We start from the raw sequence: 26,378 nt of genomic DNA, 5'->3' as shown, positions 1-26,378 counted from the left end.
CCATGCAGAAGAGAACTCTGGGCCGCCAGGGCCTGACCTCGTCCGCGATCGGCTACGGCTCGATGGGCATCTCACTCGGGTACGGGCCCGGCGACGTCGACGCCAGCACCGCGGCGATCCGGAAGGCCTACGACCTGGGCGTCACGCACTTCGACACGGCGGAGATGTACGGCTGGGGCGAGAACGAGGAGATCGTCGGCCGGGCGGTGAAGGGCTTCCGCGACGACGTGGTCATCGCCACGAAGTTCGGGTTCAAGGCGCCCGACTTCAGCTACGACTCCCGCCCCGAGCGGATCCGGGAGGTCGTCGAGGGAAGCCTGCGCCGTCTCGGCGTGGACCACATCGACGTCCTGTACCAGCACCGGCAGGACCCGAACGTTCCCGTCGAGGACGTCGCCGGGACCGTGAAGGAGTTCATCGACGCCGGCAAGGTCAAGTACTTCGGGCTCAGCGAGGTCGGTCCCGAGACGCTGCGGCGCGCGCACGCCGTCCAGCCGGTGTCCGTCCTGCAGACCGAGTACTCCTTGTTCGAACGCGAGGTCGAGGTCCTGTTCCCCACTCTCGCCGAGCTGGGCATCGGGTTCGTTCCCTACTCGCCGCTCGGGCGCGGGTTCCTCACCGGCGCCGCGAAGCCCGCGGAGGAGTACGACGCGACCGACATGCGTCGCGGTGACGCACGCTGGCAGCCTGGCAACTTCGAGAAGAACGTCGAGGCGACGCACAGGCTCACTGAGCTCGCCGCCTCGAAGGGCGCTACCGTCGCCCAGCTCGCGCTCGCCTGGCTCCTCGCCCAGGGCGAGCACGTCGTGCCGATCCCTGGAACCCGGAGCGCGAGCCGTGTCGCGGAGAACGTCGGTGCCGCCGAGCTCACGCTCACCGATGCCGACCTCGCCCGGGTCAAGGAGATCCTCCCCACCGGGGGCTTCGGGTCCCGTTACCCCGACGGCATGAACCCCGACTGGGAGTAGGGCCCGCAGGGGCGCGGGGTGGCACGAGCCGCCCCGCGCCTTCGTGTCCCGTGCGGGCTGCCGGGCGGCCGCAGGGCGCGTCACCCGGGAACGTCGAAGGCCGCGGTCGGGATCTCTCCCGGCCGCGGCCTTCGATGTCGCTGTCTCAACGAGTGTCCGGAGGGGGACTTGAACCCCCACGCCCGATAAAGGGCACTAGCACCTCAAGCTAGCGCGTCTGCCATTCCGCCACCCGGACAGGTGACCCGTTCGAACCTTTCGGCTCTCTCGGTGCGGGTAGAAATCTAGCACGGGTTTCGGGTGCAGCGTGCATCGGCCGGGTGGGGGAGACTGGCGTCACACCTGCCGGTGTCGTCAGGGTGCCGGCAGCGACCCGGAAGAGGTGCGCATGAGCGACAAGCAGGTGCCCGCACGGCCCACGGCGTCGGCCGGCCGCCGGTCGTCGGCGGTGCCCGTGCGCAAGGTCGCCGGGTCCCGCAGGGCTCCCGCGCCGGCCTCGACGGGCGACGACGTGCCGCGCTGGCTGCGCACGTCGGCCGGCTGGTCCTGGCGGGTCGTCGTGCTCGCGGTCGCCGTCGCGCTCGTGTTCGTCGGCACCGCGCGCATCCACATCGTGTTCACCGCGGTGTTCATCGCGCTCGTCCTGACGGCGGTGCTGCGGCCGCTCACCGAGCTCCTCGCCCGCGTCATGCCGCGGCCCCTGGCGACCACGCTCTCGATGGTCGGCGGGTTCCTCGCGTTCGCGGGGCTGCTCGCGTACGTGGTGTCGTCGGTCGCGGGGCAGTGGTCCGACCTGGGCGGGCAGTTCCGCACCGGCCTGGGCAAGATCGTCGACTACCTCGAGAACGGCCCGCTGCCCGTCGACGTGAGCGCGGACGACGTCTACGGCTGGATCGACAACGGCCGCGAGTGGGTCGGCGACCACGGGGGCGACATCGCGAGCCGGGCCGCGGAGAGCGCAGGGTCGGTCGTCGAGGGGTTCGCCGTGGTCGCGCTCGCGATCTTCTGCACCGTGTTCTTCCTCACGTCGGGCGCGAAGATCTGGGCGTGGTTCGTCGGTCAGCTCCCCGAGCGCGTGCGCGACGGCTGGAACGCGGCGGGCAGCGCGGGCTGGTACACGTTCTCGGGCTACGCGCGCGGCACGGTGCTCGTCGCACTGACCGACGGCGTGCTCGTGGCGATCTTCCTCGCGGTGCTGGGCGTCCCGCTCGCCGCGCCGCTCGCGGTCCTCGTGTTCATCGGGGCGTTCATCCCGATCATCGGTGCGCCCATCGCGATGGTCATCGCGATGGTCGTCGCTCTCGCGGCGGACGGCGTGGTGTCGGCCGCGATCGTCGGCCTGGGCATCGCCGGCATCGGCCAGCTCGAGGGGCACGTGATCCAGCCGCTGATCATGGGCAAGCAGGTGCACCTGCACCCGCTCGTCGTCGCGATCTCCGTCACGACGGGCACGGTGCTCGGCGGTCTGCTGGGTGCGGTCGTCGCCGTGCCGCTCGTGGCCGTGGCGTGGTCCGTGGCCGAGGTGCTGCGCCACCGGGACGAGGACGACGCCGGGCCGGACGGGCCGGACCCGGCCCCGTCGAACCCTGCGCGGCCGGACACGGCGACGTCGAACCCTGCGCGGCCGGACCCTGCGACGTCGAACCCTGCGACATCGGACGCCGTCGTCCCGGACGGCACGCAGGACGCCGGCTGATCGTGCGCCCGACGTGTGCGACCCGCGGGCGCGGGTGACACTGGCGGCATGAGGATCGGGGTCCCGGCAGAGGTCAAGAACCGTGAGTACCGCGTCGCGCTGACGCCCGCGGGAGCGCACCACCTGGTGCGCTCCGGCCACGAGGTGGTGGTCGAGCGGGGCGCGGGGTCGGGCTCGGGCATCGCGGACGACGACTACCGGGCCGCGGGCGCGGACGTGGCCGACGTCGACGCGGCCTGGTCGGCCGACCTGGTCTGCAAGGTCAAGGAGCCCGTGCCGGACGAGTTGGACCGGCTGCGCGACGGCCAGATCCTGTTCACCTACCTCCACCTCGCGGCCGACAAGGCGTGCACCGAGGCGCTGCTCGAGGCCGGCACGACGGCGGTCGCGTACGAGACGGTGCGCGGTGTCGGCGGGTCGCTGCCGCTGCTCGCGCCCATGAGCGAGATCGCCGGTCGTCTCGCGCCGCAGGTGGGCGCGTACCACCTGCTGCGCAGCGCGGGCGGGCGCGGCGTGCTGCTCGGCGGTGTCCCGGGCACCCCGCCCGGACGCGTCGTGGTGCTCGGCGGCGGGACCGCGGGTCGGCACGCCGCCGCCATCGCCCTCGGCCTGCGCGCCGAGGTCACGGTGCTCGACCTGTCGCTGCCCGTGCTGCGCGGCCTCGACGACACCTTCGGGGGGCGCGTGCGCACGGTCGCGTCGACGGCGCACGCGATCGAGGACGCCGTGCTGGGCGCCGACCTCGTCGTGGGCGCGGTGCTCGTCGCGGGCGCCCGCGCACCCCGGCTCGTGAGCGACGAGCTCGTGGCGGCGATGCGTCCCGGATCGGTGCTCGTCGACGTCGCGGTCGACCAGGGCGGCTGCTTCGAGTCGACCCGGCCGACGACGCACGACGACCCGGTCTTCGAGGTCGCGGGGTCGATCTTCTACTGCGTCGCGAACATGCCCGGCGTCGTGCCCGTGAGCAGCACGCAGGCGCTCACGAGCGCGACCCTGCCCTACCTGGCGCGCCTGGCCGACCACGGCCTCGACGCGCTCGCGGACGCGGGCCTGCGCGCGGGCCTGACGACGCACCGGGGCGCGCTGACGAGCACCGCGGTCGCCGACGCGCACGGGCTGCTCGCGACGTCGGTCGCGGACGCGCTCGAGCGCTGAGCCGCCCGGGGAATCCCCTCGCGCGGAGCGAGGTCCCGTGCCAGGCTGCCTGCGCATGGAACCTTTCGTGCTGACCGGCGACCGCGTGCGCCTGAGCGTGCCGACGCCCGCCGACGTCGACGAGATCACGCGGGCCTGCCGCACGCCCGAGATCCAGCGCTGGACCGTCGTGCCGAGCCCGTACGAGCGGGCCGATGCCGTGCGGTTCGTCGACGAGCTGTGCACGCAGGCGTGGGCGCAGGACACCGCGTACACGTGGGCCGTGCGCGACCCGGGGGACGAGGCGTCCGTGCTCGGCATGGTCGGGCTGCACGTCGACCCGGCGACGCCGGCCGCGCCGTCCGCCGAGATCGGGTACTGGCTCGCGCCCGAGGCGCGGGGGCGAGGGCTGATGAGCGCGTCGGTCGCGCTCGTCCTCGACTGGGGCTTCGACCCCGAGGGGCTCGGCCTGCACCGTGCGCTCTGGCACGCGTACGTCGGCAACTGGGCGTCGCGCCGGGTCGCGTGGCGGGTCGGGTTCCGGGTCGAGGGCACCGTGCGCGCGCACCTCGTCCAGCGCGGCGAGCGCCGCGACGCCTGGGTCGGCACCCTCCTGGCGGGCGACCCGCGCGAGCCGGTCGAGCCCTGGGTCGGGCCGTGAGCACGTGTGGGCGATGATGGGAGGCATGACTACCGATCCCACCCCCGGGACGCTCGACGCCTCCAACCCCCTGGCCGTCGCGTCCACGCTGCCCTACGAGCTGCCCGACTTCACCGCGATCCGCGTCGAGCACTACCTGCCCGCGATCCGTGCCGGCATGGCCGAGCAGCGCGCCGAGGTCGCCGCGATCGCGGCCGACGACTCCCCGGCGGGCGTCGAGAACGTCCTCGACGCGTTCGAGCGCACGGGCGTGCTGCTGCGCCGCGCCGCGACCCCGTTCTTCACGGTGCTCGCGGCCGACGCGTCGCCCGCGCTCGAGGCGATCGAGGAGGAGGTCGCGCCCGAGCTCGCCGCGCACCGCGACGCGATCTACCTCGACGCGGCGCTGCACGGTCGGTTCGTCGCGCTCGCCGAGGCGGCCGACGCGGGCGACGTCGCGCTCGACGAGGACCAGCAGTGGCTCCTGACCACGGTGCTCAAGGACTTCCGGCGCGCGGGCGTGAGCCTGGGCGACGACGAGCAGGCGCGGCTGCGCGCGATCAACGCGCGGCTGACGTCGCTCGAGGCGGCGTTCGGGCGTCGCCTGCTCGCGGGCGCGAACGCCGCGAGCGTGTTCGTGGACGACGTCGCGCGGCTCGACGGGCTGGCGGCCGACACGATCGCGGGCATGGCCGCCGCGGCCGAGAGCCGGGGCCGGGCGGGGGAGTACCTCGTCGAGATGCAGCTCCCGACGCAGCAGGGGCTCCTCGCCTCCCTGACCGACCGCGACCTGCGCGAGCAGGTGCAGCAGGCCTCGGAGCGTCGTGGTGCGACGGGCGACGAGCACGACACGCGCGAGATCGTGCTCGAGACCGCCCGGCTGCGGGCCGAGCGCGCCGCGCTCCTGGGCTACCCCCACCACGCCGCGTACGTCGCGGAGGGCGCGACCGCGGGGACGACGTCCGCGGTCTCGGCCATGCTGGGCCGGCTCGCCCCGGCGGCGGTGCGCAACGCGCGCGCCGAGGCCGCCGACCTCGCGCGGCACGCGGGGGCGGACGACGCGAGCGCCGTCCGCGCCTCGGACTGGGCGTTCCTGGCCGAGCAGGTCCGCAACGAGCGCTTCGCGCTCGACGACGCGACCCTGCGCCCGTACCTCGAGCTCGAGCGCGTCGTGCACCAGGGCGTGTTCGAGGCCGCGACCCGGCTGTACGGCGTGACGTTCGCCGAGCGCGACGACCTCGTGGGCTATCACCCGGGCAACCGCGTGTTCGAGGTCTTCGACGCCGACGGCTCGGGCCTCGGGCTGTTCGTCGCCGACTGGTACACGCGCGAGGCCAAGCGCGGCGGCGCGTGGATGAACAACCTCGTCGACCAGAACACCCTGCTGGGCGAGCAGCCCGTCGTGGTCAACAACCTCAACATCGTCGCGCCGCCCGCGGGCGAGCCGACCCTGCTGCGCTGGGACGAGGTCATCACCCTGTTCCACGAGTTCGGCCACGCGCTGCACGGGCTGTTCTCGCACGTGCGCTACCCGTCGCAGTCGGGCACGAACGTGCCCCGGGACTTCGTCGAGTTCCCGTCCCAGGTCAACGAGATGTGGGCCTGGGACCCGCAGATCCTCGCGTCCTACGCCGTGCACCACGAGACGGGCGAGCCCATGCCCGCCGCGTGGGTCGAGGCGATGCTCGCCTCGCGCCAGTTCAACGAGGGCTTCGCGACGACCGAGTACCTCGCCGCCGCGATCCTCGACCAGGCCTGGCACCTCCTGGCCGCGGAGGACGTCCCCGCGGGCGTCGAGGACGTCGTGCCCTTCGAGGTCGCCGCGCTCGAGGACGCGGGCGTCGCGTTCGCCCCGGTGCCGCCGCGCTACCGCACGACGTACTTCAACCACGTGTTCGGCGGCGGGTACGCCGCGGCGTACTACTCGTACATCTGGTCCGAGGTGCTCGACGCGGACTCGGTGCAGTGGTTCACCGAGAACGGCGGCCTGCGCCGCGAGAACGGCGACCTGTTCCGGGCGCGCCTGCTCGCGCGCGGCGGCTCGGTCGACCCGATGGAGGCGTTCCGCGACCTGCGCGGGCGCGAGCCCGAGATCGCGCCGCTGCTCGCACGCCGCGGTCTCGACGCCTGACGGCCGGGCCGGTCGGGTCGGTGCGACGGGTAGCGTGAGGCCATGACCTCCTCGACGCCTGCCGTGCCCGACCCGACCGCGCCCGCCGGCGCCGTCCCGCGCGCCGAGGACGAGGTCGTGCGCATCTGCCGCGACCTGCTGCGCATCGACTCGTCCAACTACGGCGACGGGTCCGGGCCGGGCGAGCGGGCCGCGGCCGAGCACGTCATGGAGCTCCTGCACGAGGTCGGTCTCGAGCCCGAGCTGTTCGAGTCCGCACCGGGCCGCGCCAACGTCGTGGTGCGACTCGAGGGCGAGGACCGCACGCGTCCCGCGCTGGTGCTGCACGGCCACCTCGACGTCGTGCCTGCGCAGGCGTCGGACTGGACCTACGACCCGTTCGCGGGCGAGGAGACCGAGGGCCTGCTCTGGGGCCGCGGCGCGGTCGACATGAAGGACATGGACGCGATGATCCTCGCGGTCGTGCGCCAGATGGCCCGCGAGGGGCGCAAGCCCGCGCGCGACGTCGTCGTGGCGTTCTTCGCCGACGAGGAGGCCGGCGGCGTGTACGGCGCGGGCTGGGCGGTGCGCGAGCGCCCCGAGCTGTTCGAGGGCGCGAGCGAGGCGATCAGCGAGGTCGGCGGGTTCTCGGTCGAGGTCGACGGGCGCCGCGCCTACCTGCTGCAGACCGCCGAGAAGGGGCTCGCCTGGCTGCGGCTCGTGGCCGACGGCACCGCGGGGCACGGGTCGCAGACCAACGACGCGAACGCCGTCACGCACCTCGCCGCGGCCGTCGCGCGCATCGGCGCGCACCGCTGGCCCTACCAGCTCACGCCGACCGTCGACGCGCTCCTGCGCGGCGTCGCCGACCTGACCGGGCTGCCCTTCGACGCGCAGGACCCGACCGCGGTCGACGCGCTCGTCGACGCGCTCGGGCCCGCGAAGAAGTTCGTCGGCGCGACCGTGCGGCACACGTCCAACCCGACGCAGCTCGCCGCCGGGTACAAGGCCAACGTGATCCCCGGGCGCGCCGAGGCGACCGTCGACGTGCGCCTGCTGCCCGGCTTCGAGGAGGCCGGGATGGCGACGCTGCGCGAGCTCGCGGGCGAGCACGTGCGCATCGAGCCGATCCACCAGGACATCGCGCTCGAGGTCCCGTTCGCGGGCGACCTCGTCGACGCCATGGTCGACGCCCTGCACGTCGAGGACCCGGGCGCGACCGTCCTGCCCTACACGCTCTCGGGCGGCACCGACAACAAGTCCCTCGCGCGGCTCGGCATCACCGGGTACGGGTTCGCGCCGCTGCGCCTGCCCCCCGAGCTCGACTTCTCCGGGATGTTCCACGGCGTCGACGAGCGTGTGCCGACCGACGCGCTGCGGTTCGGCGTGCGCGTGCTCGACCGCCTGCTGCGCACCTGCTGACGGCGCCCGCCCACGAGACCCGTCCCGCACCACACCGGAGGCACCCGTGACCGACCTGCGGATCACCACGCGCAACGCGCGGTTCCAGCAGCTGCAGACCCTCGTCGGCAACCGCACCAAGCGCGGCCGCGCGGGGGAGTTCCTCGTGCAGGGCGTGCGCCCGATCACCCTCGCCGTCGAGCACGGCTGGACCGTGCGCGCGCTGCTGCACGACGCCGACCGGCGCCTGTCGACCTGGGCGGAGGACCTCCTGCGCAGCACGCGCGCCGACCGCGTCGCGATGTCGCACGACCTGCTCGCGGAGCTCTCCGAGAAGCAGGACGGGTCGGTCGAGCTCCTCGCGGTCGTCGCCATGGCGCCCGACGACCTCGACCGCGTCCCCGCGCCCGCCGACCTGCTGGCGGTCGCGTTCGACCGCCCCACGCAGCCCGGCAACGTCGGGGCCGTCGTGCGCTCGGCCGACGCGTTCGGGGCGCACGGCGTGATCGTCACCGGGCACGCCGCCGACCCCTACGACCCCAAGGCCGTGCGCGCCTCGACCGGGTCGCTGTTCTCCGTGCCCGTCGTGCGCTCGCCCTCACACCGTGAGGTCCTCGCCTGGGTCGACGGGCAGCGCGACGCCGGCGTGCCCGTCGTGGTCGTCGCGACCGACGAGCACGGCGACGTCGAGCTCGCCGACGCCGACCTGACCCAGCCCGTGCTGCTGCTCGTCGGCAACGAGACCGCGGGGCTCTCGCACGGGTGGCGCGAGGCCGCCGACCTCACCGTCAGCATCCCCATGACGGGTGCCGCGAGCTCGCTCAACGCCTCGAACGCGGCCGCGGTCGTGCTCTACGAGGCGCACCGGCAGCGCCGCGCGCGCTGAGCCCCTGCCCGGGCGGGCCCGTCGGCAGGGACTCACGCCGACGCCGTCAGAGCGTGCTGCGCGCCCGGATGATCTTGCGGCGCAGCCAGACGCGCCGCTCGCCGCCCACGTACAACCGCGTGCGGGCGAGCTCCCAGCGGCCGTACTCGGCCTCCTCGGTCAAGACCTTGCGCGCGTCACCCGGCGTCGTGCTCCGGTCGAACGTGAGCACCCGGTACTCGTAGTGCCCGTGCGTCGACCAGGCCGACCGGTACGTCGTCTGCGTCATGCGACTCCTCTCAGCGGCCCGTCGTCTCTGGATGTCATTGTGCACCGCAGCGGGCTACCGTCAGGGTATGACCGTTGACCCGCGTGCCGCGCTCGACCGCTTCGTCGCCGCGCTCGAAGCCCACTACGACGCCGTCGTGTCCCGTCGCGGCGACGACGACCCCCGGGTCGACGACACCTACTACGTGCTCGGCGACGCGTTCGAGGTCTACGACGACGCGCTGGGCGAGGCGCACGGCGAGGCGACGCCGTTCGTGCTCGACGACGATGACGATGACGATGATGAAGACGACGAGCACGATCAGGACGATGACGAGCACGACGATGACGAGCACGACGATCATGACGACGACGACCGCACCGGCCTGAGCAGCGTCGACCTCGACGTGGCCGACGTGGACGGCGACGACCTGGAGAGCGACGACCTCGAGATCTTCGACACCCGCGGCGGGCGCTGACCGCGACGGCTGACCGTCGCCGTCGCGGGTAGTCGACTCAGCGGGCCTCGGGGTAGCCGAGCGTCGGTGCGCTCACGTCGTCGAGCGCGTGCAGCACGGCTGCGGGCAGCTCGAGGTCGAGCGCCGCGATCGACGCCCGCAGCTGGGCTGGCGTGCGGGCCCCCACGATCGCCGAGGCGACGTCCCGCGCCAGGAGCCAGGCGAGCGCGACCTCGAGCGGCGCCCGGCCGAGCCCGTCCGCGGCGGTCGCGACCGCCTCGACGACGCCCGACGACGCCCGGTCGAGATACGTCTCGACGAAGCCGGACAGGTGCGGGCTGGCGCCGCGCGAGTCCGCGGGCAGCGCGTGCCGGTACTTGCCGGTGAGCACGCCCCGCCCGAGCGGCGACCACGCGAGCACGCCCGTGCCGAGCTCGTCGGCGGCAGGCACGACCTCCCGCTCGATGCCGCGCTCGAGGAGCGAGTACTCGACCTCGACCGCCGCGAGCTCGGCGTCTCCGGACGCCTCGAGCAGGGTCGCGGCGCGCGCCGTCTGCCAGGCCGTGTGGTTCGACAGGCCGACGTAACGGGCCCGGCCGCTCGTGACCGCGTGCCGCAGCGCGGAGACGGTCTCGACGAGCGGGGTGCTCGGGTCGGGGCACTGCACCAGGAAGAGGTCGACGTGGTCGGTGCCGAGCCGCGTGAGCGAGGCGTCGAGCGAGTCGAGCAGGCCCGCGCGCGAGGCGTCCACGACGGTGCCCGAGCTCGAGCGTCGCACGCCCGCCTTGGTGCAGATCTGCACGTCCCGCCGGTCGACCGCGCCCCGCAGGATCTCGCCGAGCACCGACTCCGAGTCGCCGTCGCCGTACGACGCCGCGGTGTCCACGAGCGTGCCTCCTGCGGCGACGAACTCGCGCAGCTGCTCGGCCGCGTCGATCTCGTCGGTGTCCCGCCCCCACGTCATGGTGCCGAGCCCAAGGGCCGACACGTGCAGGCCGGTGCGCCCGAGCTGGCGAAGTTCCATGTCGGGCAGGGTACCGGGGGTCGGTGCGCTCGCGCCGGAGGCGTCCCGGACGAGCGCGTGTCGTCCCGCACGGGCGGATCGCGTGGCATGTCCGGGACCGCCCGCGCGGGTGTGTAGTGTGGCCGCTCGTGAACGGATGGGAAGCAATCCTCCTCGGCCTCGTGCAGGGACTCACCGAGTTCCTCCCGATCTCCTCGAGCGCGCACCTGAGCATCGTCGGGCAGCTCATCGGCTCGGACGACCCCGGGGCCGCGTTCACCGCGATCACCCAGATCGGCACCGAGACCGCCGTGCTGCTCTACTTCCGCCGTGACATCCGCGACATCTGCGTCGGCTGGTGGCGCGCCCTGCGTGGCGACGACGGCACCGACTGGCGCTCGCGCATGGGCGCGGCGAACGAGCACGCCCGCATGGCGTGGTTCATCGCGCTCGGCTCGGTGCCGATCGTCGTGCTCGGGTTCCTGTTCCAGGACGCGATCGAGACCAAGCTGCGCAACCTCTGGATCACCGTCGCGATGCTCGCGATCTTCGGCCTGATCCTCGGCTGGGCCGACTCGGTCGGCAGCAAGACCCGCACGATCCACGAGCTCACGCCGCGGCGCGCGATCGGGTTCGGGTTCGCGCAGTCGCTCGCCCTGATCCCCGGCGTCTCGCGGTCCGGGGGAACCATCACCGCCGGGCTTCTCATGGGGTTCACGCGCGAGGCCGCGGCCCGCTACTCGTTCCTGCTCGCGGTGCCCGCGGTGCTCGGGTCGGGGTTCTACCAGCTCGCGAAGTCGATCACCGAGCCGCCCGTAGCCGGCAGCGCCGGGTTCGGCGCGACGCTCCTGGCGACGGTGATCGCGTTCGTCGTCGGCTACCTCGTGATCATCGCGTTCCTCAAGATCGTGTCGCAGTACTCCTACAAGGGCTTCGTGTACTACCGCCTGGGCCTCGCCGCGGTCGTCGCCGTGCTGCTGCTCACCAACGTGCTCGACGCGACCGCCTGACGCACCCTGCGGCGTCCGGCACGGGTGCCCCCGGCACGTAGAGTGGTGGGGTGCTCACCTGGCCCGCCCCCCAGATCCCTGCCCTGCCCGGCCACGGCGGCCCGGTCCGCGTCCACGACAGCACGACCGGTGCGCCGGTCGTCGCGGCGTCCGGGCCGCGGGCGACCATGTACGTGTGCGGCATCACGCCGTATGACGCGACGCACCTCGGGCACGCCGCGACCTACATCGCGTTCGACCTGCTCAACCGCGCGTGGCGCGACGCCGGGCACGACGTCGTCCTGGCGTCCAACGTCACCGACGTCGACGACCCGCTGCTCGAGCGCGCGACCGCGACCGGCGTCGACTGGCGCGACCTCGCCGCCGACCAGATCGCGCTGTTCGCCGAGGACATGACGGCGCTCGGCGTGATCCCGCCCGACGTCTACGAGTCCGTCGTCGAGACCATCCCCGGCGTGCGCGCCGCGGTCGAGACCATGCTCGCCGACGGCACCGCGTACCGCGTCCCGCTCGAGGCCGGCGCGGGCGGCGACCGTCCCGACCTCGGCGACGTCTACGCCGACCTGGGTGCCGACCCGGCCTTCGGCGCCGTCGCCCGCCTCGACGACGCGACCATGGCCGCGCTGTTCGCCGAGCGCGGCGGCGACCCCGCCCGCGACGGCAAGAAGGGCGCGCTCGACCCGCTGCTGTGGCGGCGCGAGCGCGACGGCGAACCCACGTGGGACGGCGGCACCCTCGGCACCGGGCGCCCGGGCTGGCACGTCGAGTGCGCCGTCATCGCGCGCGACGCGCTCGGCCTCCCGTTCGACGTGCAGGGCGGGGGAGCGGACCTGCTGTTCCCGCACCACGAGATGTCGACGTCTCACGCCCGCGTGATCGACGCCGGGCACGGCGCCCGCACCCATGTCCACGCCGGGCTGATCTCGTACGACGGCCACAAGATGAGCAAGTCGCGCGGCAACCTCGTGCTCGTCTCGCGCCTGCGCGCCCAGGGCGTCGACGCCGCCGCGATCCGCCTCGCGGTGCTCTCCCAGCACTACCGCACCGAGTGGGAGTGGACCGACGCGATCCTCGCCGCAGGCGTCGCCCGGCTCGACCGCTGGCGCGACGCGGTCTCCGGAAACGGCGGCCCGGCCGCCGAGGAGACCCTCGCCGCGGTGCGCGCGGCGCTCGCGGACGACCTCGACGCACCGCGCGCCCTCGCCGCGGTCGACGCCTGGGCCGACCTCGCGCTCGCGCCGGGACGCGACACCGCGGACGACGTCGAAGGTGCCCCCGGGCTCGTGGCGCGCACCGTCGACGCGCTGCTCGGCGTGCGCTTCTGAGCGCGACGCCGGACTCTCCGGGCGAGGGTCAGGAGCCGCCGGGCCCGCGGTCGCGACGACGCAGGTAGCGCTCGAACTCGCGCGCGATCGCGTCGCCCGACGCCTCGGGCAGCTCGGCGGTGTCCTTCGCCTCCTCGAGCTGGTGCACGTACTCGGCGATCTCCTCGTCCTCCGCCGCGAGCTCGTCGACCCCGTGCTGCCACGCCTCGGCGTCGTCCGGCAGCTCGCCCAGCGGCACGGGCTCGCCCAGGAGCTCCTCGATCCGGGTCAGGATCGCGAGCGTCGCCTTGGGCGACGGCGGGTGCGCGACGTAGTGCGGCACCGCGGCCCACAGCGAGACCGACTGCATGCCGCGCTCGCCCGCGAGGTGCTGCAGCACACCCACGATCCCGGTCGGCCCCTCGTAGGTGCTCTCCTCGGCGTCGAGCGACGCGCGCAGCGCCGAGGTGTCCGCCGTCGCCGTCAGCGGGATCGGGCGCGTGTGCGGGACGTCCGCGAGCAGCGCGCCGAGCGTCACGACCGTCGTGACCTCGTAGCGCTCCGCGACGTCGAGCAGCTCGCGGCAGTACGAGCGCCACCGCATCGAGGGCTCGACGCCCCGCACCAGCACGACGCGACGGCCCGCCACGGGCGTGCGCGTCGTCGAGATCGTCGTGGTCGGCCACGTGATGACCCGCCGGCCGTCGTCGTCGGTCGACACCACGGGCCGGTTGACCTGGAAGTCGTGGTAGTCCTCGGGGTCGATCTCCGCGACGTCGACCGCGTCCCACGTGGCGTGCAGGTGGGCGACGGCCGCCGAGGCGGCGTTCCCCGCGTCGTTCCAGCCCTCGAACGCGGCGACCAGCACGGTGCCCAGGTCGTCGTCCGTCTCGTCCCACGTCTCGCTCATCGGTCCAGCCTAGGCCTACCCGGCGGAGTCATGGGGCTCACGACCGGCGGGCGGGTCGCGGCACGTAGGCTGGTCAGGACCCCGACCGTGAGGACCTGCTCCGCCATGCCCGTGCCCAGCCCCGCCACCGACGCCCTTCTCGACGGACTGCGCCCGCCCGCGGCCGTGCTCTGGGACATGGACGGCACCCTCGTCGACACCGAGCCGTACTGGATGGCCGCCGAGCACGAGCTCGTCGAGGCCCACGGCGGGGTCTGGACGCACGAGCAGGCGATGCAGCTCGTCGGCAACTCGCTCGAGACGTCCGCGACGATCCTGCAGGCGGCCGGCGTCGACCTCACGGTCGACGAGATCCTGGAGTTCCTCGGCTCGCGCGTCGCCGCGCAGATCGCCGAGCACGCCCCCTGGCGTCCCGGGGCGCTCGAGCTGCTCGTCGCGCTGCGCGAGGCCGGGGTGCCGTGCGCGCTCGTGACGATGTCGTACCGCAGCATCGCCGGTCGGCTCGTCGACGTGGCGCCCGCGGGCGCGTTCGCGCAGGTCGTGTGCGGCGACGACGTCGAGCACGGCAAGCCCGACCCCGAGGCGTACCTGCGCGCGGCCGAGCTCCTCGGCGTGGACGTGACCGACTGCGTCGCGATCGAGGACTCCCCGCCCGGCATCAGCGCGGCGCTCGCCTCGGGCGCGACGACGATCGGCGTGCAGGCCGTCGTGCCCGTCGAGCCGCGCCCCGGGCTGAGCCGCCTCGCGAGCCTCACCGGCGTCGACCTTGCGCGCCTCGCGCGCATCCACGCGGGCGAGGTCGTGGACGAGCTCGCCTGAGCCCTACGCGGCCTCGGGGCGGACGCCGATCGTGACCTCGACCCGGTCGCGCGGCGTCGGCGGCGGGGTGCCCCCGAACGCCGGGCACAACGACCGGTGCGCGCACCAGTCGCACAGGCGCGAGGTGCGCGGCTCCCACGTGTCGGTCACGGCGGCCTGCTCGATGGCAGCCCACAGCGTGCGCACCTTCTGCTCGGTCATGAGCAGCTCGGACTCGGTCGGCTCGATCCGCAGGATCTGCCCGTCGCCCAGGTACACGAGCTGGAGCATGCGGGGGAGCACGCCACGCTCGCGCCACAGCACCAGGCCGTAGAAGCGCATCTGGAACAGCGCCGACCCCACGTAGCGTTCCTTGGGCGCGCGCCCCGTCTTGTAGTCCACCACGCGCAGCGCACCGTCCGGGGCGACGTCGACGCGGTCGACGATGCCGCGCATCACCGGGCCGTCCTCGAGCTGCGTCTCGACGGACAGCTCGCGGGACTCGGGCGCGAGCCGGTTCGGGTCCTCGAGCGTGAAGTAGGTCTCGAGCAGCGCCGCCGCGCTCGCCAGCCAGTCGGCCTCCTGCGCCCCGTCCGCGTCGTCGGGGAAGAGCGCGCCGCAGCGCTCGTCCTCGGTCTGCAGCGCGGACCATCGGGGGGCGACCAGGGCGCGCGCGGCGTCCGGGGTGCGCTCGCCCAGCGGGAGGTCGTACAGGTGCTCCAGGACGGAGTGCACGAGGGTCCCGCGGGCGGCGGCAGGGCTCGGTGGCTCCGGGATCCGGTCGATGCTGCGCAGCCGGAACAGCAGCGGGCACTGCATGAAGTCGTTGGCGCGCGACGGCGAGAGGCCCGGCCTGCGGCGGGGGCGGGGCGTCTCGTCGGTCACGGTCCGGGCGCTCGCGGCGTCGTCGGACGTGGGCCCGCTCGACCGGTCGTTCGTCGCGGTCTCGTCGGTCGCTGTCATGCCACGAGGGTAGGCGTCGGCGCCGACATCAGTCGCCGACATCAGTCGCCGACCAGGCGGCTGCGGGCCTCGAGGACGTCGAGGGGCGGCGCAGTCGTGGTCGTGCTGGCCGTTCCGGTGATCGGGGTCCAGATCGACGAGCCGGTGATGCGGAACTCGCCGGTCCAGGTGGTGGTCAAGGTGATGGTCGCGGTGACCGGGGCGGTGTACGTGTGGGTCGTCGTGGCGTGCGGGTGGGGCGCGCCGGGGTCGGTCGTACTCACGGGTGGGGTCCCGTCGCCGTAGTCCCAGGTGTAGGTGCTGGACGTCGCGCGGATCTCGACGGGGACGGTCAGGAGCGTGGCGTCGAAGTGTTGGGGCGTCGGGGTCGTGTAGGTGATCGTGGGGACGTTCACGAGGGTCCAACCGTCAGGCGGTTGGACGCTCATCGGCGAGGGGGCGAGGGGCAGGCGTCGGAACTCGCGACTGGCGGCCGCGGCGAGGTCGGCCGCGGTCAGGCACGTTCCTGGATCGACGTTGATCCAGGAGGTCCAGTTGCCGTCGCCGTCGGACGTCTGACGGAACAGCGGCGGCAGTGCGTACTCGTCGGGTGCGCAGTCGAGGGCATCGCCGGCGAGCTGTTCGCCCTCGGTGCACGCGGTGCGCAGGACGGGATCGGCGTCGGGGACTTCGGCAAACTGGCAGGCGACCGCGTCGATCCGGCGGTAGCGCACGTCCGCCGTCGTTGCTGACTGAGCGTTCGACCCCGCGCCGCCGGAGTCGCTCGAGGTGCCGATGGTCAGCGCGTCCTGTGAGGCCCATGACTCGATTCCGACGAGCGGAGGATCGTCGCCGACCGCGCTGACGAGTGCGGGCGCGGTGCTCAGCGAGATAAGGATGGCTGCCTGCGCGAACATCAGGCGTCGACGCTCACTGCCGCGACTAGCCACCCCGTGTCGTCGCGGACGGTCTCGACGATCAACGTCGACGAGATGCCTTCGAGGACCTGGATGGTCGAACCGCTAGAGTCGAGCAGCGTGGAGTCGTCCTGCCGGATGTTCACGCGGACGGGGTAGATCCCGGTGAGGCTGTCTTTTGACAGCCGTTCCACCGCGCCGAGGTGCACGTCACCACCGGTGACCGACTTGCCCCCCGCGGAGTACGCGAGGGCCGCATCGCTGATCTTCGTGCAGAACTCGCAGGTCTTCTCGAACGTCATCGCGTCCCACTCCGCGGTGTCGCCGGTGGCCATGACGTAGGGGTACAGCTCCAGGAAGTAGGTCGCGGCGGCCTCGGCCCCGCGCGCGTCGGTGCGGTCGAGGTCGGCGGGGCGGACGGGCTTGACCGCGGTGCCGGTGGCCGTGGGCGTCGCCGCGGGGGTCGGGGTCACCGTGGTGGCGGTGGGCTCGGACGAGCCGCTGACGGTCGGCGCGGACGAGGCGGGAGGCGACGCCGCCCCCTGCGCGGCGCCACCTCCCGTGCACCCACCGGTCGCGAGCACGGCGCCGACCGCGACGGTCAGTCCGAGGACCAGCCCGGCGGTGCGGCGTCCGACACCGCGGACCGGGGCCGGGCGGCGACTCCCGGGATCGTCGTGGCCCGGCCGGCGGGGATCCCTCCCTGCTGGCCCATCGCCTGCGGTGCCCGGACGGTCTGCGCGACGGTGCGCGGTGCTGTCCACCTGATCTCCCCCTGCGGTCGGTGACGAGCCGAGACTAGCGACGCCGCGACGGACCGCACCAGACCAAACCCGCATGATGTGGACAACCCGCCACCGCCGACCGCGCCATCCGTCACGAGAAATCGCTGAAAGCGGTGACAGATGGCGCGCTCGGCGGTGGGGCGGCGGCCGGCTCGGCGGTGGGGCGGCGGCCCGGTCAGGGGGGGGCGGCGGCCGGGGACCGCCCGCAGGGGCGCGGGATAGTCTGGCCCGCGTGACGCACCCCGCGCCCGCACCGGGCACCCCGACCTCGGGCCGCAGGGCCCCCGAGCCCGCGCGCAGCCGCGGGTGGGTCATCGGCCGGATCGCCGACGCCCCCGTGATCATCACGCCCTCGTGGGCGATCGCCGCGGTCGTCCTGACGCTGCTGTTCGCCCCGCAGGTCGCGCGCGTCGCACCGTACGGCGGCGCGCAGGTGTACGTCGTGTCGTTCGCGTTCGTGCTGCTGCTGTTCGCGTCGGTGTTCCTGCACGAGGTCGCGCACGCCCTCGTGGCCCGGGCTCTCGGTCACCGCGTGACCGAGCTCGCGCTCACGGTCTGGGGCGGCCACACCGCGTACACGGGCACCACGCGGCGTCCGCGCGACGCGTTCTGGATCGCGGTCGTCGGCCCGCTGACGAATATCGTTCTCGCTGTCGGCTTCTTCGCGCTGTACCGCGCGGAGGTCGGCTCGGTCACGGTCTGGCTGCTGTGCTACGCCGCAGCCTTCTCGAACGCGTTCGTGGGCTTCTTCAACCTCGTGCCGGGCCTGCCGCTCGACGGCGGTCAGGTGCTCGAGTCGGCGGTGTGGGCGGGCACGGGATCGCGCGACCGCGGCACGGTCGTCGCAGGCTGGACCGGCCGTGCCGTCGCCGTGGGCCTTGTCCTGCTCGCGCTCGGGATCCCCGTCGCGCAGGGCCGCAGCCCCGACCTGTTCATCGTGCTGTGGACCGCCCTGATCGCCTCGTTCCTGTGGCAGGGCGCGAGCGCCGCGGTCGCCGTGGGTCGTGCCCGCGAGCAGGTCGCGCACCTGCAGGCCGCGTCGTTCGTGCGCCCGCACGCCGTCGTCACGGTGCACGCGACGGTCGCGGACGTCGCGCACGCGGCCTCGGCAGTCGGCGCGTACGCGGTGCTGGTGGTCGACGACGCAGGCCGCCCGGTCGCGGTCGTCGAGCCCTCGACGGCCGGCGCGGTGCCCGCCGAGGCGCTCGCCCGCACGCCCGTGGGCGCGGTGGCCGTGCCCCTTCCGGTCGGCGTCGTGGTCGACGTCGCCCTGCACGGCCACGCGCTCGTCACGACCGTGCTGCGCGCAGGCGGCGGCGCGGGCGTGCTCCCCGCCGTGCACGAGGGCCGTCTCGTGGGCGTGGTCATGGTCGCGGACGTCGCCACCGCGGTCCGGTCCGCCCACCGCTGACCCGGCCGTGCGGCGTCCGGCACGCGCGACGACCTAGGATGGTCGCTCGTGACCGACGAGCCGAGAACGCCCGCCCCCCAGCCCGACGCGACCGAGCCTGCCGCGACCGTGCCCGCCGCGACCCGGCCCGACGGCTCCGTGCCCGACGCGACCGAGCCCGTACCCGGGGCGACCGGGGCGCACGTGCGACGCGGCCCGCTGAGGCTGGGCGACAAGGTCCAGCTCACCGACCCGCGCGGTCGCCTGCACACCATCACGCTCGCCCCGGGCGGCACGTTCCACACGCACAAGGGCTACTTCACGCACGAGGAGCTCGTGGGCCGGCCCGAGGGCACGGTCGTGCGCAACACCGCAGGCATCGAGTACGTCGCGCTGCGCCCGCTGCTGTCCGACTACGTGCTGTCGATGCCGCGTGGCGCGGCCGTGGTCTACCCCAAGGACGCGGGCCAGATCGTCGGGATGGCCGACATCTACCCGGGCGCACGCGTCGTCGAGGCGGGCGTCGGCTCCGGGGCGCTGACGATGTCGCTGCTGCGCGCCGTGGGCGACGCCGGGTCGGTGCACTCGATCGAGCGGCGCGACGACTTCGCGGCGATCGCGCGCGGCAACGTCGAGTCGTTCTTCGGCGGCCCGCACCCGGCGTGGGAGCTCTCGGTGGGTGACCTCGCCGACGTGCTGCCGACCGTGGCCGAGCCCGGCACGGTCGACCGCGTGGTGCTCGACATGCTCGCGCCGTGGGAGAACGTCGGCGTGGTTGCCGACGCGCTCGCGCCCGGCGGCGTGCTCATCTGCTACGTCGCGACCGCGACCCAGCTCTCGCGCACCGCCGAGGACCTGCGCGAGGACGGGCGCTTCACCGAGCCCACCGCCTGGGAGTCGATGGTGCGCGGCTGGCACCTGGAGGGTCTCGCGGTGCGCCCGCAGCACCGCATGATCGGCCACACCGGGTTCCTGATCTCGGCGCGGCGCATGGCCGACGGCGTGCAGGCACCCGAGCGGCGGCGTCGTCCGGCCAAGGGCGCGTACCCCACGACGTCCGAGGAATGGACGCCCGAGGACATGGGCGAACGCCCGATCTCGGACAAGAAGATCCGCAAGGTGCGTCGCGACGTCGGGCAGGCGCCCGAGGCCTGACGCGGCACGTCGCGCGTCTCACAGGGTGTACGTCACGCATCCGGGGGCCGAACCTGCATAGAGTCGTGCCACCACGCGGGTGCGTCGTCCGTGCGCACCCGTGACGACGGATGGGCGGTGCGGCGATGACGGAACCAGGCCACGAGCGGTGGACCGGCGGCGACTCCCGGGACCACGACCGGCAGGTCGCGATCCTCTCGGCCAAGAACGAGCGGCTCGCCGAGGCGCTGCGGGCTGCGCGCGACCAGATCGTCGAGCAGCGCCGCCAGATCGACGAGCTCGCCAAGCCGCCGGGCACCTACGCGGTGTTCCTCGGTGCGCACGACGACGGCACGGTCGACGTGTCCGCGGCGGGGCGCAAGATGCACGTCGGCGCGTCGCCGTCGCTCGACGTGGCGACGCTGCGCCCGGGCCAGGAGGTCAAGCTCAACGAGGCGATGACCGTCGTCGCGGCGGGCGGGTACGAGCGCACGGGCGAGATCGTGACCGTCAAGGAGGTCCTCGACCCCGAGCGGGTCCTGGTCGTCGGACGGTCGGACGACGAGCGCGTCGTCCGCCTCGCGGGCTCGCTCGCGGCCGGGGTGCGGGTGGGCGACAGCCTCACGGTCGACACGCGCAACGGGTTCGTGTTCGAGGTCGTCCCGAAGTCCGAGGTCGAGGACCTCCTGCTCGAGGAGGTCCCGGACATCGACTACTCCGACATCGGGGGTCTCGGCCCGCAGATCGAGCAGATCCGGGACGCGGTCGAGCTGCCGTTCTCGCACCCCGACCTGTTCCGCGAGCACGGGCTGCGCCCGCCCAAGGGCATCCTGCTGTACGGGCCGCCCGGCTGCGGCAAGACCCTCATCGCCAAGGCCGTCGCGAACTCGCTCGCGCACACCGTCGCGCGGGCGCGCGGCGAGGACGTGAGCGCGGGCGCGCGCAGCTTCTTCCTCAACGTCAAGGGCCCCGAGCTGCTCAACAAGTACGTGGGCGAGACCGAGCGCCACATCCGGCTGATCTTCGCCCGCGCCCGCGAGAAGGCGTCGCAGGGCACCCCCGTCGTGGTGTTCTTCGACGAGATGGAGTCGCTGTTCCGCACGCGCGGCACCGGCTTGTCGTCCGACGTCGAGACCACGATCGTGCCGCAGCTGCTGAGCGAGATCGACGGCGTCGAGCGCCTCGACAACGTGATCGTGATCGGCGCGTCCAACCGCGAGGACATGATCGACCCGGCGATCCTGCGCCCGGGTCGCCTCGACGTGAAGATCAAGATCGAGCGCCCCGACGCCGAGGGTGCCAAGGAGATCTTCGCGAAGTACCTCACGCAGGACCTGCCGATCCACGCCGAGGACCTCACCGAGCACGGCGAGAGCCGCCCCGAGGCGGTCGCCGGGATGATCCGCGCGGTCGTCGAGCGCATGTACTCCGAGGCCGACGAGAACAAGTTCCTCGAGGTCACGTACGCGAGCGGCGACAAGGAGGTCCTGTACTTCAAGGACTTCAACTCGGGCGCGATGATCCAGAACGTCGTCGACCGGGCCAAGAAGTCCGCGATCAAGGACCTCCTGGCGACCGGTCAGCGCGGGATCCGCGTCGAGCACCTCCTCGCGGCGTGCGTCGACGAGTTCCGCGAGAACGAGGACCTGCCCAACACGACCAACCCGGACGACTGGGCGCGCATCTCCGGCAAGAAGGGCGAGCGCATCGTCTTCATCCGCACCATCGTGCAGAAGGAGGGCGAGGGGGCGGCGCCGCGCACCATCGACACGGTCACGAACACGGGGCAGTACCTCTGACGCATAGGGTGGCGTCGTGACCGTTCGACGCGTGATGGGGATCGAGACCGAGTACGGCGTGCTGCAGCCGGGACGCCCCCTGGCGAACCCGATGCTCATGTCCAGCCAGGTCGTGACGACGTACCGGGCGCTCGCCGCGAGCGCCGACGGGGTGCGCGGTCGCGCCCGGTGGGACTACGACGACGAGGACCCGCTCTCGGACGCGCGCGGGTTCCGGCTCCAGCGGGCGTCGGCGCACCCGTCGTTGCTGACGGACGACCCGGAGCACGCAGCGCCGGCGGGTCCGTCGGCGGGGCAGGACGCGTTCGAGGAGATCGCGCGCCCCGACGTCGACGAGTACGACGACCCGAGCGCGGCGAACGTGATCCTGACCAACGGTGCGCGGCTCTACGTGGACCACGCGCACCCGGAGTACTCCTCGCCCGAGGTCACGAACCCGCTCGACGCGGTGCGCTGGGACGTCGCGGGGGAGCGGGTCATGCTGGCCGCGAGCCGGGAGCTGCTCGCGATCCCGGGCTCGGAGGTCGTGCTGTACAAGAACAACGTCGACGGCAAGGGTGCGAGCTACGGCACGCACGAGAACTACCTGGTCGAGCGGTCCGTGCCGTTCGCGACGGTCGTGGACGGGCTCACGCCGTTCCTGGTGACGCGGCAGGTGTTCACTGGCTCGGGCCGGGTGGGCCTGGGTCAGTCGGGCCAGGAGCCAGGGTTCCAGCTCTCGCAGCGCGCGGACTACATGGAGGCCGAGGTCGGTCTCGAGACGACGCTGCGGCGGCCGATCGTCAACACGCGCGACGAGCCGCACGCGGACCGTGCGCGCTGGCGCCGGCTGCACCTGATCATCGGTGACGCGAACCACCTCGAGGTCGCGACGTACCTCAAGCTCGGCACGACGTCGCTCGTGCTGTGGCTGCTCGAGCACCTGGACGCGGCGGCCGAGGCCGGGTGCGCGGTGCGCGGGCGGCTCGCGGCCCTGCGGCTCGCGGACCCGGTCGCGGACGTCGCGCGCGTGAGCCACGACCTGACGCTGGGCGTCCGCCTGGCGCTGGCGGACGGCCGCGAGCTCACGGCGCTCGAGGTGCAGGGCGAGTACGTCTCGATCGTCCGGGACGCGCTCGCGGCCCTGGGCGGGGTGCCGGACGACGGCACTGCGGACGTCCTGGACCGGTGGGCCTCGGTCCTGGGCCGGCTCGCCCAGGACCCGGCGTCGTGCGCGCGCGAGGTCGAGTGGGTCGCCAAGCTCCGCGTCCTCGAGGCGATGCGGCGTCGGGACGGTCTCGCGTGGGACCACCCGCGCCTGGCGGCGCTCGACCTGCAGTGGTCGGACGTGCGGCCCGAGCGGGGGATCTACCACCGGCTCGTGGCGTCGGGCGCGGTCGACCGGCTGGTCGACGAGGACTCGGTCGCGGCGGCCGTGCACCACCCGCCGGCGGACACGCGCGCGTACTTCCGCGGCGAGGTCATGGCGCGGTACGGGTCGAACGTGTCGGCCGCGAGCTGGGACTCGGTGATCTTCGACGTCCCGGGCGCGCGGTCGTTGCAGCGCGTGCCGATGCTCGACCCGTTGCGCGGCACGCGCGGGCACATCGGCGCGCTGCTCGACGCGAGCCCGGACGCGGGCGCCCTGCTCGCGGGTCTGTCCGCGTCGCGGGGCTGATCAGGGCCTAGGCTGGACGGACGCACGACGTCGGAGCGCACGCTCCACGAGAACGAGGAGATCGACATGGCCGGTCAAGAGCACGCGCAGCCCCAGGACCGTCGCCCCGACGACGACGCGGACGCGGCCCCCGCGCCCGTCGCCCCCGCGGTCAGCAAGGACGACGCGGAGGTCGACTCGCTCCTGGAGGAGATCGACGAGGTGCTCGAGTCGAACGCCGAGCAGTTCGTGCGCGGGTTCGTGCAGAAGGGCGGGCAGTAGGACACGATGAGCGACGAGCGCAGCGCCCGCCTGCCCCACGCCTTCACGACCCCCGGGTCGTCCTCGTTCCTCGACTTCGTCTCGTCGCACGCCCCGCACCTGCTGCCGGGACGGCGGGACGGCGACTTCGCGGCGCCCGCCGTGCCGCACGCGACCACGATCGTCGCCCTCCAGGTCGACGGCGGCGTCGTCATGGCCGGTGACCGGCGGGCGACCGCCGGGTCGATGATCGCGCACCGCGAGATCGAGAAGGTCTTCCCGGCCGACGAGCTCTCGGCGGTCGGCATCGCCGGGACGGCGGGCATCGCGATCGAGCTCGTGCGCATGTTCCAGCTCGAGCTCGAGCACTACGAGAAGATCGAGGGCACGCTGCTGTCGCTCGAGGGCAAGGCGAACCGGCTCTCGACCATGATCCGCGGCAACCTCGGCCTCGCGATGCAGGGCCTCGCGGTCGTGCCGCTGTTCGCGGGGTACGACGTGGCCCGGGCGACGGGCCGCATCTTCTCGTACGACGTCACGGGCGGCCGCTACGAGGAGCGCGACCACCACAGCGTCGGGTCGGGGTCGGTCTTCGCGCGCGGCGCGCTCAAGAAGCTCTGGCGACCCGGCCTGAGCCCGGCCGACGGCGTCCGCGTCGCGGTCGAGGCCCTGTACGACGCCGCGGACGACGACTCCGCGACCGGTGGCCCGGACGCGGTGCGGCGCATCTGGCCGGTCGTCGCGTCGGTGACGGCCGCCGGGTACGTGCGCGTCGCCGACGACGACCTCGACCCCGTCGTGGCGGCGATCCTCGCCGACCGCGCCGACCGCCTGGGAGGGCCGCGCGCATGACCATGCCGTTCTACGTCTCGCCCGAGCAGCTCATGAAGGATCGCGCGGACTACGCGCGCAAGGGCATCGCCCGGGGACGCTCGGTCGTCCTGGTCGCCTACGCGGACGGGATCGCGTTCGCGACCGAGAACCCGTCGCGCGCGCTGCACAAGATCTCCGAGATCTACGACCGCATCGGGTTCGCCGCGGTCGGCAAGTACAACGAGTTCGAGAACCTGCGCGTGGCCGGCGTGCGATACGCCGACCTCAAGGGCTACTCGTACGACCGTTCCGACGTCAACGCCCGGGGCCTGGCCAACGCGTACGCGCAGACGCTCGGCACCGTGTTCACGACCGAGTCCAAGCCGCTCGAGGTCGAGCTCGTGGTCGCCGAGGTCGGCGCCGACGCCGCGGCCGACCAGATCTACCGCCTGTCGTACGACGGGTCGGTCACCGACGTGCACGACCACGTCGTCATGGGCGGGCGGGCCGACGAGCTCGGCGCCGTCGTGGCCGAGGGCTGGACGCCCGGCCTCGGGCTCGGCGACGCGCTCGCGCTCGCGGTCCGGGCGCTCGGGTGGTCCGAGGAGGGCGGCGAGCCGCGCGCGATCGCGCCCGCGCAGCTCGAGGTCGCGGTGCTCGACCGCACGCGCCCGCGGCGCACGTTCCGGCGGGTCGGGGGCACCGAGCTCGCAGGTCTGCTCGGCACGGACGACGGCGAGGTGCGCTGATGGACCGCAGGATCTTCGGGCTCGAGACCGAGTACGGCGTCACGTGCGCCGCGGACGACGGGCGTGGGCTCTCGGCCGACGAGGTCGCCCGCTACCTGTTCCGCAAGGTCGTCGCCTGGGGCAGGTCGTCCAACGTGTTCCTGCGCAACGGCTCGCGCCTGTACCTCGACGTGGGCTCGCACCCCGAGTACGCGACGGCCGAGTGCGACGACATCGCCCAGCTCGTCGCGTACGACCGCGGGGGAGAGCGGATCCTCGAAGGCCTCGTCGCCGACGCCCAGCAGCGCCTCGAGCACGAGGGCCTGCCGGGCACGATCCACCTGTTCAAGAACAACACCGACTCGGCGGGCAACTCCTACGGCTGCCACGAGAACTACCTCGTGCGGCGCCAGGGCGACTTCTCGCGCCTGTCCGACGTGCTCGTGCCGTTCTTCATCACGCGGCAGGTGCTGACCGGGGCGGGCAAGGTGCTCGCGACGCCGCGCGGGGCGACGTACTGCCTGTCGCAGCGCGCCGACCACATCTGGGAGGCCGTCTCGAGCGCCACCACGCGCTCGCGGCCCATCATCAACACGCGCGACGAGCCGCACGCCGACGCCGAGGCGTTCCGTCGCCTGCACGTCATCGTCGGCGACTCGTCGATGGCCGAGCCCACCACGATGCTCAAGGTCGGCGCCACCGACCTCGTGCTACGGCTCGTCGAGGCCGGCGTCCCGATGCGCGACATGGCGCTCGAGAACCCCATCCGGTCGATCCGCGAGATCAGCCACGACATGACCGGCAAGCACCCAGTGCAGCTCGCGAACGGACGCACCGTGACCGCGATCGACCTACAGGGCGAGTACCTGCAGCGCGTGCGGGACTTCGTCGAGGCGGAGTCGACCGTGACGCCGATCGTCAAGCAGGTCCTCGACCTGTGGGAGCGGGGCCTGCGTGCGCTCGAGTCGGGCGACCTGTCCCTCGTGGACCGCGAGCTCGACTGGGTCATCAAGCACAAGCTGATCCGGCGCTACCAGGACAAGCACGGGCTCGAGCTCGACGACCCGCGCATCGCTCGCCTCGACCTTGCGTACCACGACATCTCGCGCACGGGCGGGCTGTACAACCTGCTCGCGGCGCGCGGCATGGTCGACCGGGTCACGACCGACCTCGAGGTGTTCGAGTCGACCGCGATCCCGCCGCAGACGACGCGCGCCAAGCTGCGCGGCGACTTCGTGCGCGCCGCGCAGGAGGCCCGGCGGGACTACACCGTCGACTGGGTGCACCTCAAGGTCAACGACCAGGCGCAGCGCACGGTGCTGTGCAAGGACCCGTTCCGCAGCGTCGACGAGCGCGTCGAGAGGCTCATCGAGAGCATGTGACCCGGCACCCCGGGTGCCTGCCCCGCG

Annotated in this window: 25 protein-coding genes and 1 tRNA gene; 19 read left to right on the top strand and 7 right to left on the bottom strand. The window is 73.4% G+C overall.

The genetic code is table 11. The features are described 5' to 3' along the window. Positions 1 to 2 precede the first annotated feature (2 nt). Positions 3 to 968, top strand: a complete 966-nt coding sequence (locus tag CLV28_RS09345) for an aldo/keto reductase (protein WP_100422988.1) — start codon at positions 3 to 5, stop codon at positions 966 to 968. Positions 969 to 1,121: 153 nt separating this feature from the next. Here CLV28_RS09345 and CLV28_RS09340 read toward each other — a convergent pair. Beyond that, positions 1,122 to 1,206: transfer RNA gene (locus tag CLV28_RS09340), tRNA-Leu, on the bottom strand. Positions 1,207 to 1,356: 150 nt separating this feature from the next. On the opposite strand from CLV28_RS09340, the gene CLV28_RS09335 reads away from it, so the two are divergent. The 6 genes from CLV28_RS09335 to CLV28_RS09310 are packed head-to-tail and all read left to right on the top strand — an operon-like array spanning position 1,357 to position 8,835. Further along, positions 1,357 to 2,664, top strand: a complete 1,308-nt coding sequence (locus CLV28_RS09335; protein WP_100422987.1) for an AI-2E family transporter — start codon at positions 1,357 to 1,359, stop codon at positions 2,662 to 2,664. Between the two features lie 48 nt (positions 2,665 to 2,712). Next, positions 2,713 to 3,819, top strand: a complete 1,107-nt coding sequence (gene ald, locus CLV28_RS09330) for an alanine dehydrogenase (protein ID WP_100422986.1) — start codon at positions 2,713 to 2,715, stop codon at positions 3,817 to 3,819. A gap of 55 nt (positions 3,820 to 3,874) precedes the next feature. Next, positions 3,875 to 4,459 carry a GNAT family N-acetyltransferase gene (locus CLV28_RS09325; protein WP_100422985.1) on the top strand — a complete coding sequence of 195 codons (585 nt, stop codon included), beginning with the start codon at positions 3,875 to 3,877 and terminating at the stop codon, positions 4,457 to 4,459. Positions 4,460 to 4,484: 25 nt separating this feature from the next. Then, positions 4,485 to 6,569, top strand: coding sequence for a M3 family metallopeptidase (locus CLV28_RS09320; RefSeq protein ID WP_239073343.1), 2,085 nt, complete (start codon positions 4,485 to 4,487; stop codon positions 6,567 to 6,569). Between the two features lie 42 nt (positions 6,570 to 6,611). Continuing rightward, positions 6,612 to 7,970 carry a M20/M25/M40 family metallo-hydrolase gene (locus CLV28_RS09315; protein WP_100422983.1) on the top strand — a complete coding sequence of 453 codons (1,359 nt, stop codon included), beginning with the start codon at positions 6,612 to 6,614 and terminating at the stop codon, positions 7,968 to 7,970. A 46-nt stretch (positions 7,971 to 8,016) separates the two neighbouring features. Continuing rightward, positions 8,017 to 8,835 carry an RNA methyltransferase gene (locus CLV28_RS09310; protein WP_100422982.1) on the top strand — a complete coding sequence of 273 codons (819 nt, stop codon included), beginning with the start codon at positions 8,017 to 8,019 and terminating at the stop codon, positions 8,833 to 8,835. A 46-nt stretch (positions 8,836 to 8,881) separates the two neighbouring features. Here CLV28_RS09310 and CLV28_RS09305 read toward each other — a convergent pair whose 3' ends face one another. After that, the gene (locus CLV28_RS09305; RefSeq protein WP_100422981.1) at positions 8,882 to 9,103 is read right to left on the bottom strand and encodes a DUF5703 family protein; all 222 of its coding nucleotides are present in this window, start codon (positions 9,101 to 9,103) and stop codon (positions 8,882 to 8,884) included. A 67-nt stretch (positions 9,104 to 9,170) separates the two neighbouring features. Between CLV28_RS09305 and CLV28_RS09300 the strand changes: the two genes are divergently transcribed. After that, complete coding sequence (locus tag CLV28_RS09300) at positions 9,171 to 9,560, top strand: primosomal protein (protein WP_100422980.1); 390 nt, start codon at positions 9,171 to 9,173, stop codon at positions 9,558 to 9,560. 37 nt (positions 9,561 to 9,597) lie between these two features. Here CLV28_RS09300 and CLV28_RS09295 read toward each other — a convergent pair whose 3' ends face one another. Continuing rightward, positions 9,598 to 10,563 carry an aldo/keto reductase gene (locus tag CLV28_RS09295; RefSeq protein ID WP_100422979.1) on the bottom strand — a complete coding sequence of 322 codons (966 nt, stop codon included), beginning with the start codon at positions 10,561 to 10,563 and terminating at the stop codon, positions 9,598 to 9,600. A 128-nt stretch (positions 10,564 to 10,691) separates the two neighbouring features. Between CLV28_RS09295 and CLV28_RS09290 the strand changes: the two genes are divergently transcribed. Both CLV28_RS09290 and mshC read left to right on the top strand, forming a co-directional pair. After that, the gene (locus tag CLV28_RS09290) at positions 10,692 to 11,552 is read left to right on the top strand and encodes an undecaprenyl-diphosphate phosphatase (protein ID WP_100423134.1); all 861 of its coding nucleotides are present in this window, start codon (positions 10,692 to 10,694) and stop codon (positions 11,550 to 11,552) included. Between the two features lie 50 nt (positions 11,553 to 11,602). Next, on the top strand, positions 11,603 to 12,877 hold the full coding sequence (gene mshC, locus CLV28_RS09285) for a cysteine--1-D-myo-inosityl 2-amino-2-deoxy-alpha-D-glucopyranoside ligase (protein ID WP_100422978.1): 1,275 nt from the start codon (positions 11,603 to 11,605) through the stop codon (positions 12,875 to 12,877). Between the two features lie 28 nt (positions 12,878 to 12,905). Here mshC and CLV28_RS09280 read toward each other — a convergent pair whose 3' ends face one another. Next, on the bottom strand, positions 12,906 to 13,766 hold the full coding sequence (locus CLV28_RS09280; RefSeq protein ID WP_100422977.1) for a PAC2 family protein: 861 nt from the start codon (positions 13,764 to 13,766) through the stop codon (positions 12,906 to 12,908). A 105-nt stretch (positions 13,767 to 13,871) separates the two neighbouring features. Here CLV28_RS09280 and CLV28_RS09275 point away from each other — a divergent pair, with 105 nt between their 5' ends. Further along, positions 13,872 to 14,585: an HAD family hydrolase gene (locus CLV28_RS09275; RefSeq protein ID WP_100422976.1), complete on the top strand. Its 714-nt coding sequence runs from the start codon at positions 13,872 to 13,874 to the stop codon at positions 14,583 to 14,585. A gap of 3 nt (positions 14,586 to 14,588) precedes the next feature. Here CLV28_RS09275 and CLV28_RS09270 read toward each other — a convergent pair whose 3' ends face one another. Genes CLV28_RS09270 through CLV28_RS15515 form a run of 3 tightly spaced genes read right to left on the bottom strand, consistent with a single transcriptional unit; the run spans position 14,589 to position 16,896 of the window. After that, on the bottom strand, positions 14,589 to 15,527 hold the full coding sequence (locus CLV28_RS09270) for a RecB family exonuclease (protein ID WP_100422975.1): 939 nt from the start codon (positions 15,525 to 15,527) through the stop codon (positions 14,589 to 14,591). A gap of 41 nt (positions 15,528 to 15,568) precedes the next feature. Next, the gene (locus tag CLV28_RS09265; RefSeq protein WP_100422974.1) at positions 15,569 to 16,423 is read right to left on the bottom strand and encodes a hypothetical protein; all 855 of its coding nucleotides are present in this window, start codon (positions 16,421 to 16,423) and stop codon (positions 15,569 to 15,571) included. Beyond that, on the bottom strand, positions 16,423 to 16,896 hold the full coding sequence (locus CLV28_RS15515; RefSeq protein WP_157802576.1) for a DUF6318 family protein: 474 nt from the start codon (positions 16,894 to 16,896) through the stop codon (positions 16,423 to 16,425). The genes CLV28_RS09265 and CLV28_RS15515 overlap by 1 nt, the downstream gene beginning before the upstream one ends. A 544-nt stretch (positions 16,897 to 17,440) precedes the next feature. On the opposite strand from CLV28_RS15515, the gene CLV28_RS09250 reads away from it, so the two are divergent. From CLV28_RS09250 to pafA, 8 genes are all read left to right on the top strand, one after another. Next, positions 17,441 to 18,619 carry a site-2 protease family protein gene (locus tag CLV28_RS09250; RefSeq protein WP_100422972.1) on the top strand — a complete coding sequence of 393 codons (1,179 nt, stop codon included), beginning with the start codon at positions 17,441 to 17,443 and terminating at the stop codon, positions 18,617 to 18,619. Between the two features lie 138 nt (positions 18,620 to 18,757). Then, positions 18,758 to 19,753 carry a tRNA (adenine-N1)-methyltransferase gene (locus CLV28_RS09245; protein ID WP_203968263.1) on the top strand — a complete coding sequence of 332 codons (996 nt, stop codon included), beginning with the start codon at positions 18,758 to 18,760 and terminating at the stop codon, positions 19,751 to 19,753. A gap of 125 nt (positions 19,754 to 19,878) precedes the next feature. Further along, on the top strand, positions 19,879 to 21,531 hold the full coding sequence (gene arc / locus CLV28_RS09240) for a proteasome ATPase (RefSeq protein ID WP_203968259.1): 1,653 nt from the start codon (positions 19,879 to 19,881) through the stop codon (positions 21,529 to 21,531). Positions 21,532 to 21,565: 34 nt separating this feature from the next. Beyond that, entirely contained in the window at positions 21,566 to 23,188 is a 1,623-nt protein-coding gene (dop, locus tag CLV28_RS09235; protein WP_100422970.1) for a depupylase/deamidase Dop, read from the top strand. Between the two features lie 66 nt (positions 23,189 to 23,254). Next, positions 23,255 to 23,449: a ubiquitin-like protein Pup gene (locus tag CLV28_RS09230; RefSeq protein WP_100422969.1), complete on the top strand. Its 195-nt coding sequence runs from the start codon at positions 23,255 to 23,257 to the stop codon at positions 23,447 to 23,449. Between the two features lie 6 nt (positions 23,450 to 23,455). Next, positions 23,456 to 24,280 (top strand): proteasome subunit beta, encoded by an 825-nt coding sequence (gene prcB / locus CLV28_RS09225; protein WP_100422968.1) that lies wholly within the window; start codon positions 23,456 to 23,458, stop codon positions 24,278 to 24,280. Next, positions 24,277 to 24,990 carry a proteasome subunit alpha gene (gene prcA, locus CLV28_RS09220; protein ID WP_100422967.1) on the top strand — a complete coding sequence of 238 codons (714 nt, stop codon included), beginning with the start codon at positions 24,277 to 24,279 and terminating at the stop codon, positions 24,988 to 24,990. Before prcB ends, prcA begins: the two co-directional genes overlap by 4 nt. Further along, on the top strand, positions 24,990 to 26,351 hold the full coding sequence (gene pafA, locus CLV28_RS09215) for a Pup--protein ligase (RefSeq protein WP_100422966.1): 1,362 nt from the start codon (positions 24,990 to 24,992) through the stop codon (positions 26,349 to 26,351). Before prcA ends, pafA begins: the two co-directional genes overlap by 1 nt. Positions 26,352 to 26,378: the final 27 nt, after the last annotated feature.

Source organism: Sediminihabitans luteus (genome assembly GCF_002797595.1).
Classification (GTDB): Bacteria; Actinomycetota; Actinomycetes; order Actinomycetales; family Cellulomonadaceae; genus Paraoerskovia; species Paraoerskovia lutea.
This window is presented reverse-complemented; position numbering and strand designations above follow the sequence as displayed.

Bases quoted from the DNA above. Each gene is read 5' to 3' on its own strand.
- CLV28_RS09325 (WP_100422985.1), top strand. From the start codon at position 3,875: ATGGAACCTTTCGTGCTGACCGGCGACCGCGTGCGCCTGAGCGTGCCG.
- CLV28_RS09335 (WP_100422987.1), top strand. From the start codon at position 1,357: ATGAGCGACAAGCAGGTGCCCGCACGGCCCACGGCGTCGGCCGGCCGC.
- CLV28_RS09345 (WP_100422988.1), top strand. From the start codon at position 3: ATGCAGAAGAGAACTCTGGGCCGCCAGGGCCTGACCTCGTCCGCGATC.
- pafA (WP_100422966.1), top strand. From the start codon at position 24,990: ATGGACCGCAGGATCTTCGGGCTCGAGACCGAGTACGGCGTCACGTGC.
- ald (WP_100422986.1), top strand. From the start codon at position 2,713: ATGAGGATCGGGGTCCCGGCAGAGGTCAAGAACCGTGAGTACCGCGTC.
- dop (WP_100422970.1), top strand. From the start codon at position 21,566: ATGGGGATCGAGACCGAGTACGGCGTGCTGCAGCCGGGACGCCCCCTG.
- CLV28_RS09320 (WP_239073343.1), top strand. From the start codon at position 4,485: ATGACTACCGATCCCACCCCCGGGACGCTCGACGCCTCCAACCCCCTG.
- CLV28_RS09295 (WP_100422979.1), bottom strand. From the start codon at position 10,563: ATGGAACTTCGCCAGCTCGGGCGCACCGGCCTGCACGTGTCGGCCCTT.
- CLV28_RS09315 (WP_100422983.1), top strand. From the start codon at position 6,612: ATGACCTCCTCGACGCCTGCCGTGCCCGACCCGACCGCGCCCGCCGGC.
- CLV28_RS09265 (WP_100422974.1), bottom strand. From the start codon at position 16,423: ATGTTCGCGCAGGCAGCCATCCTTATCTCGCTGAGCACCGCGCCCGCA.
- CLV28_RS09270 (WP_100422975.1), bottom strand. From the start codon at position 15,527: ATGACAGCGACCGACGAGACCGCGACGAACGACCGGTCGAGCGGGCCC.
- CLV28_RS09230 (WP_100422969.1), top strand. From the start codon at position 23,255: ATGGCCGGTCAAGAGCACGCGCAGCCCCAGGACCGTCGCCCCGACGAC.
- CLV28_RS09280 (WP_100422977.1), bottom strand. From the start codon at position 13,766: ATGAGCGAGACGTGGGACGAGACGGACGACGACCTGGGCACCGTGCTG.
- prcA (WP_100422967.1), top strand. From the start codon at position 24,277: ATGACCATGCCGTTCTACGTCTCGCCCGAGCAGCTCATGAAGGATCGC.
- prcB (WP_100422968.1), top strand. From the start codon at position 23,456: ATGAGCGACGAGCGCAGCGCCCGCCTGCCCCACGCCTTCACGACCCCC.
- CLV28_RS09275 (WP_100422976.1), top strand. From the start codon at position 13,872: ATGCCCGTGCCCAGCCCCGCCACCGACGCCCTTCTCGACGGACTGCGC.
- CLV28_RS09305 (WP_100422981.1), bottom strand. From the start codon at position 9,103: ATGACGCAGACGACGTACCGGTCGGCCTGGTCGACGCACGGGCACTAC.
- arc (WP_203968259.1), top strand. From the start codon at position 19,879: ATGACGGAACCAGGCCACGAGCGGTGGACCGGCGGCGACTCCCGGGAC.
- CLV28_RS09300 (WP_100422980.1), top strand. From the start codon at position 9,171: ATGACCGTTGACCCGCGTGCCGCGCTCGACCGCTTCGTCGCCGCGCTC.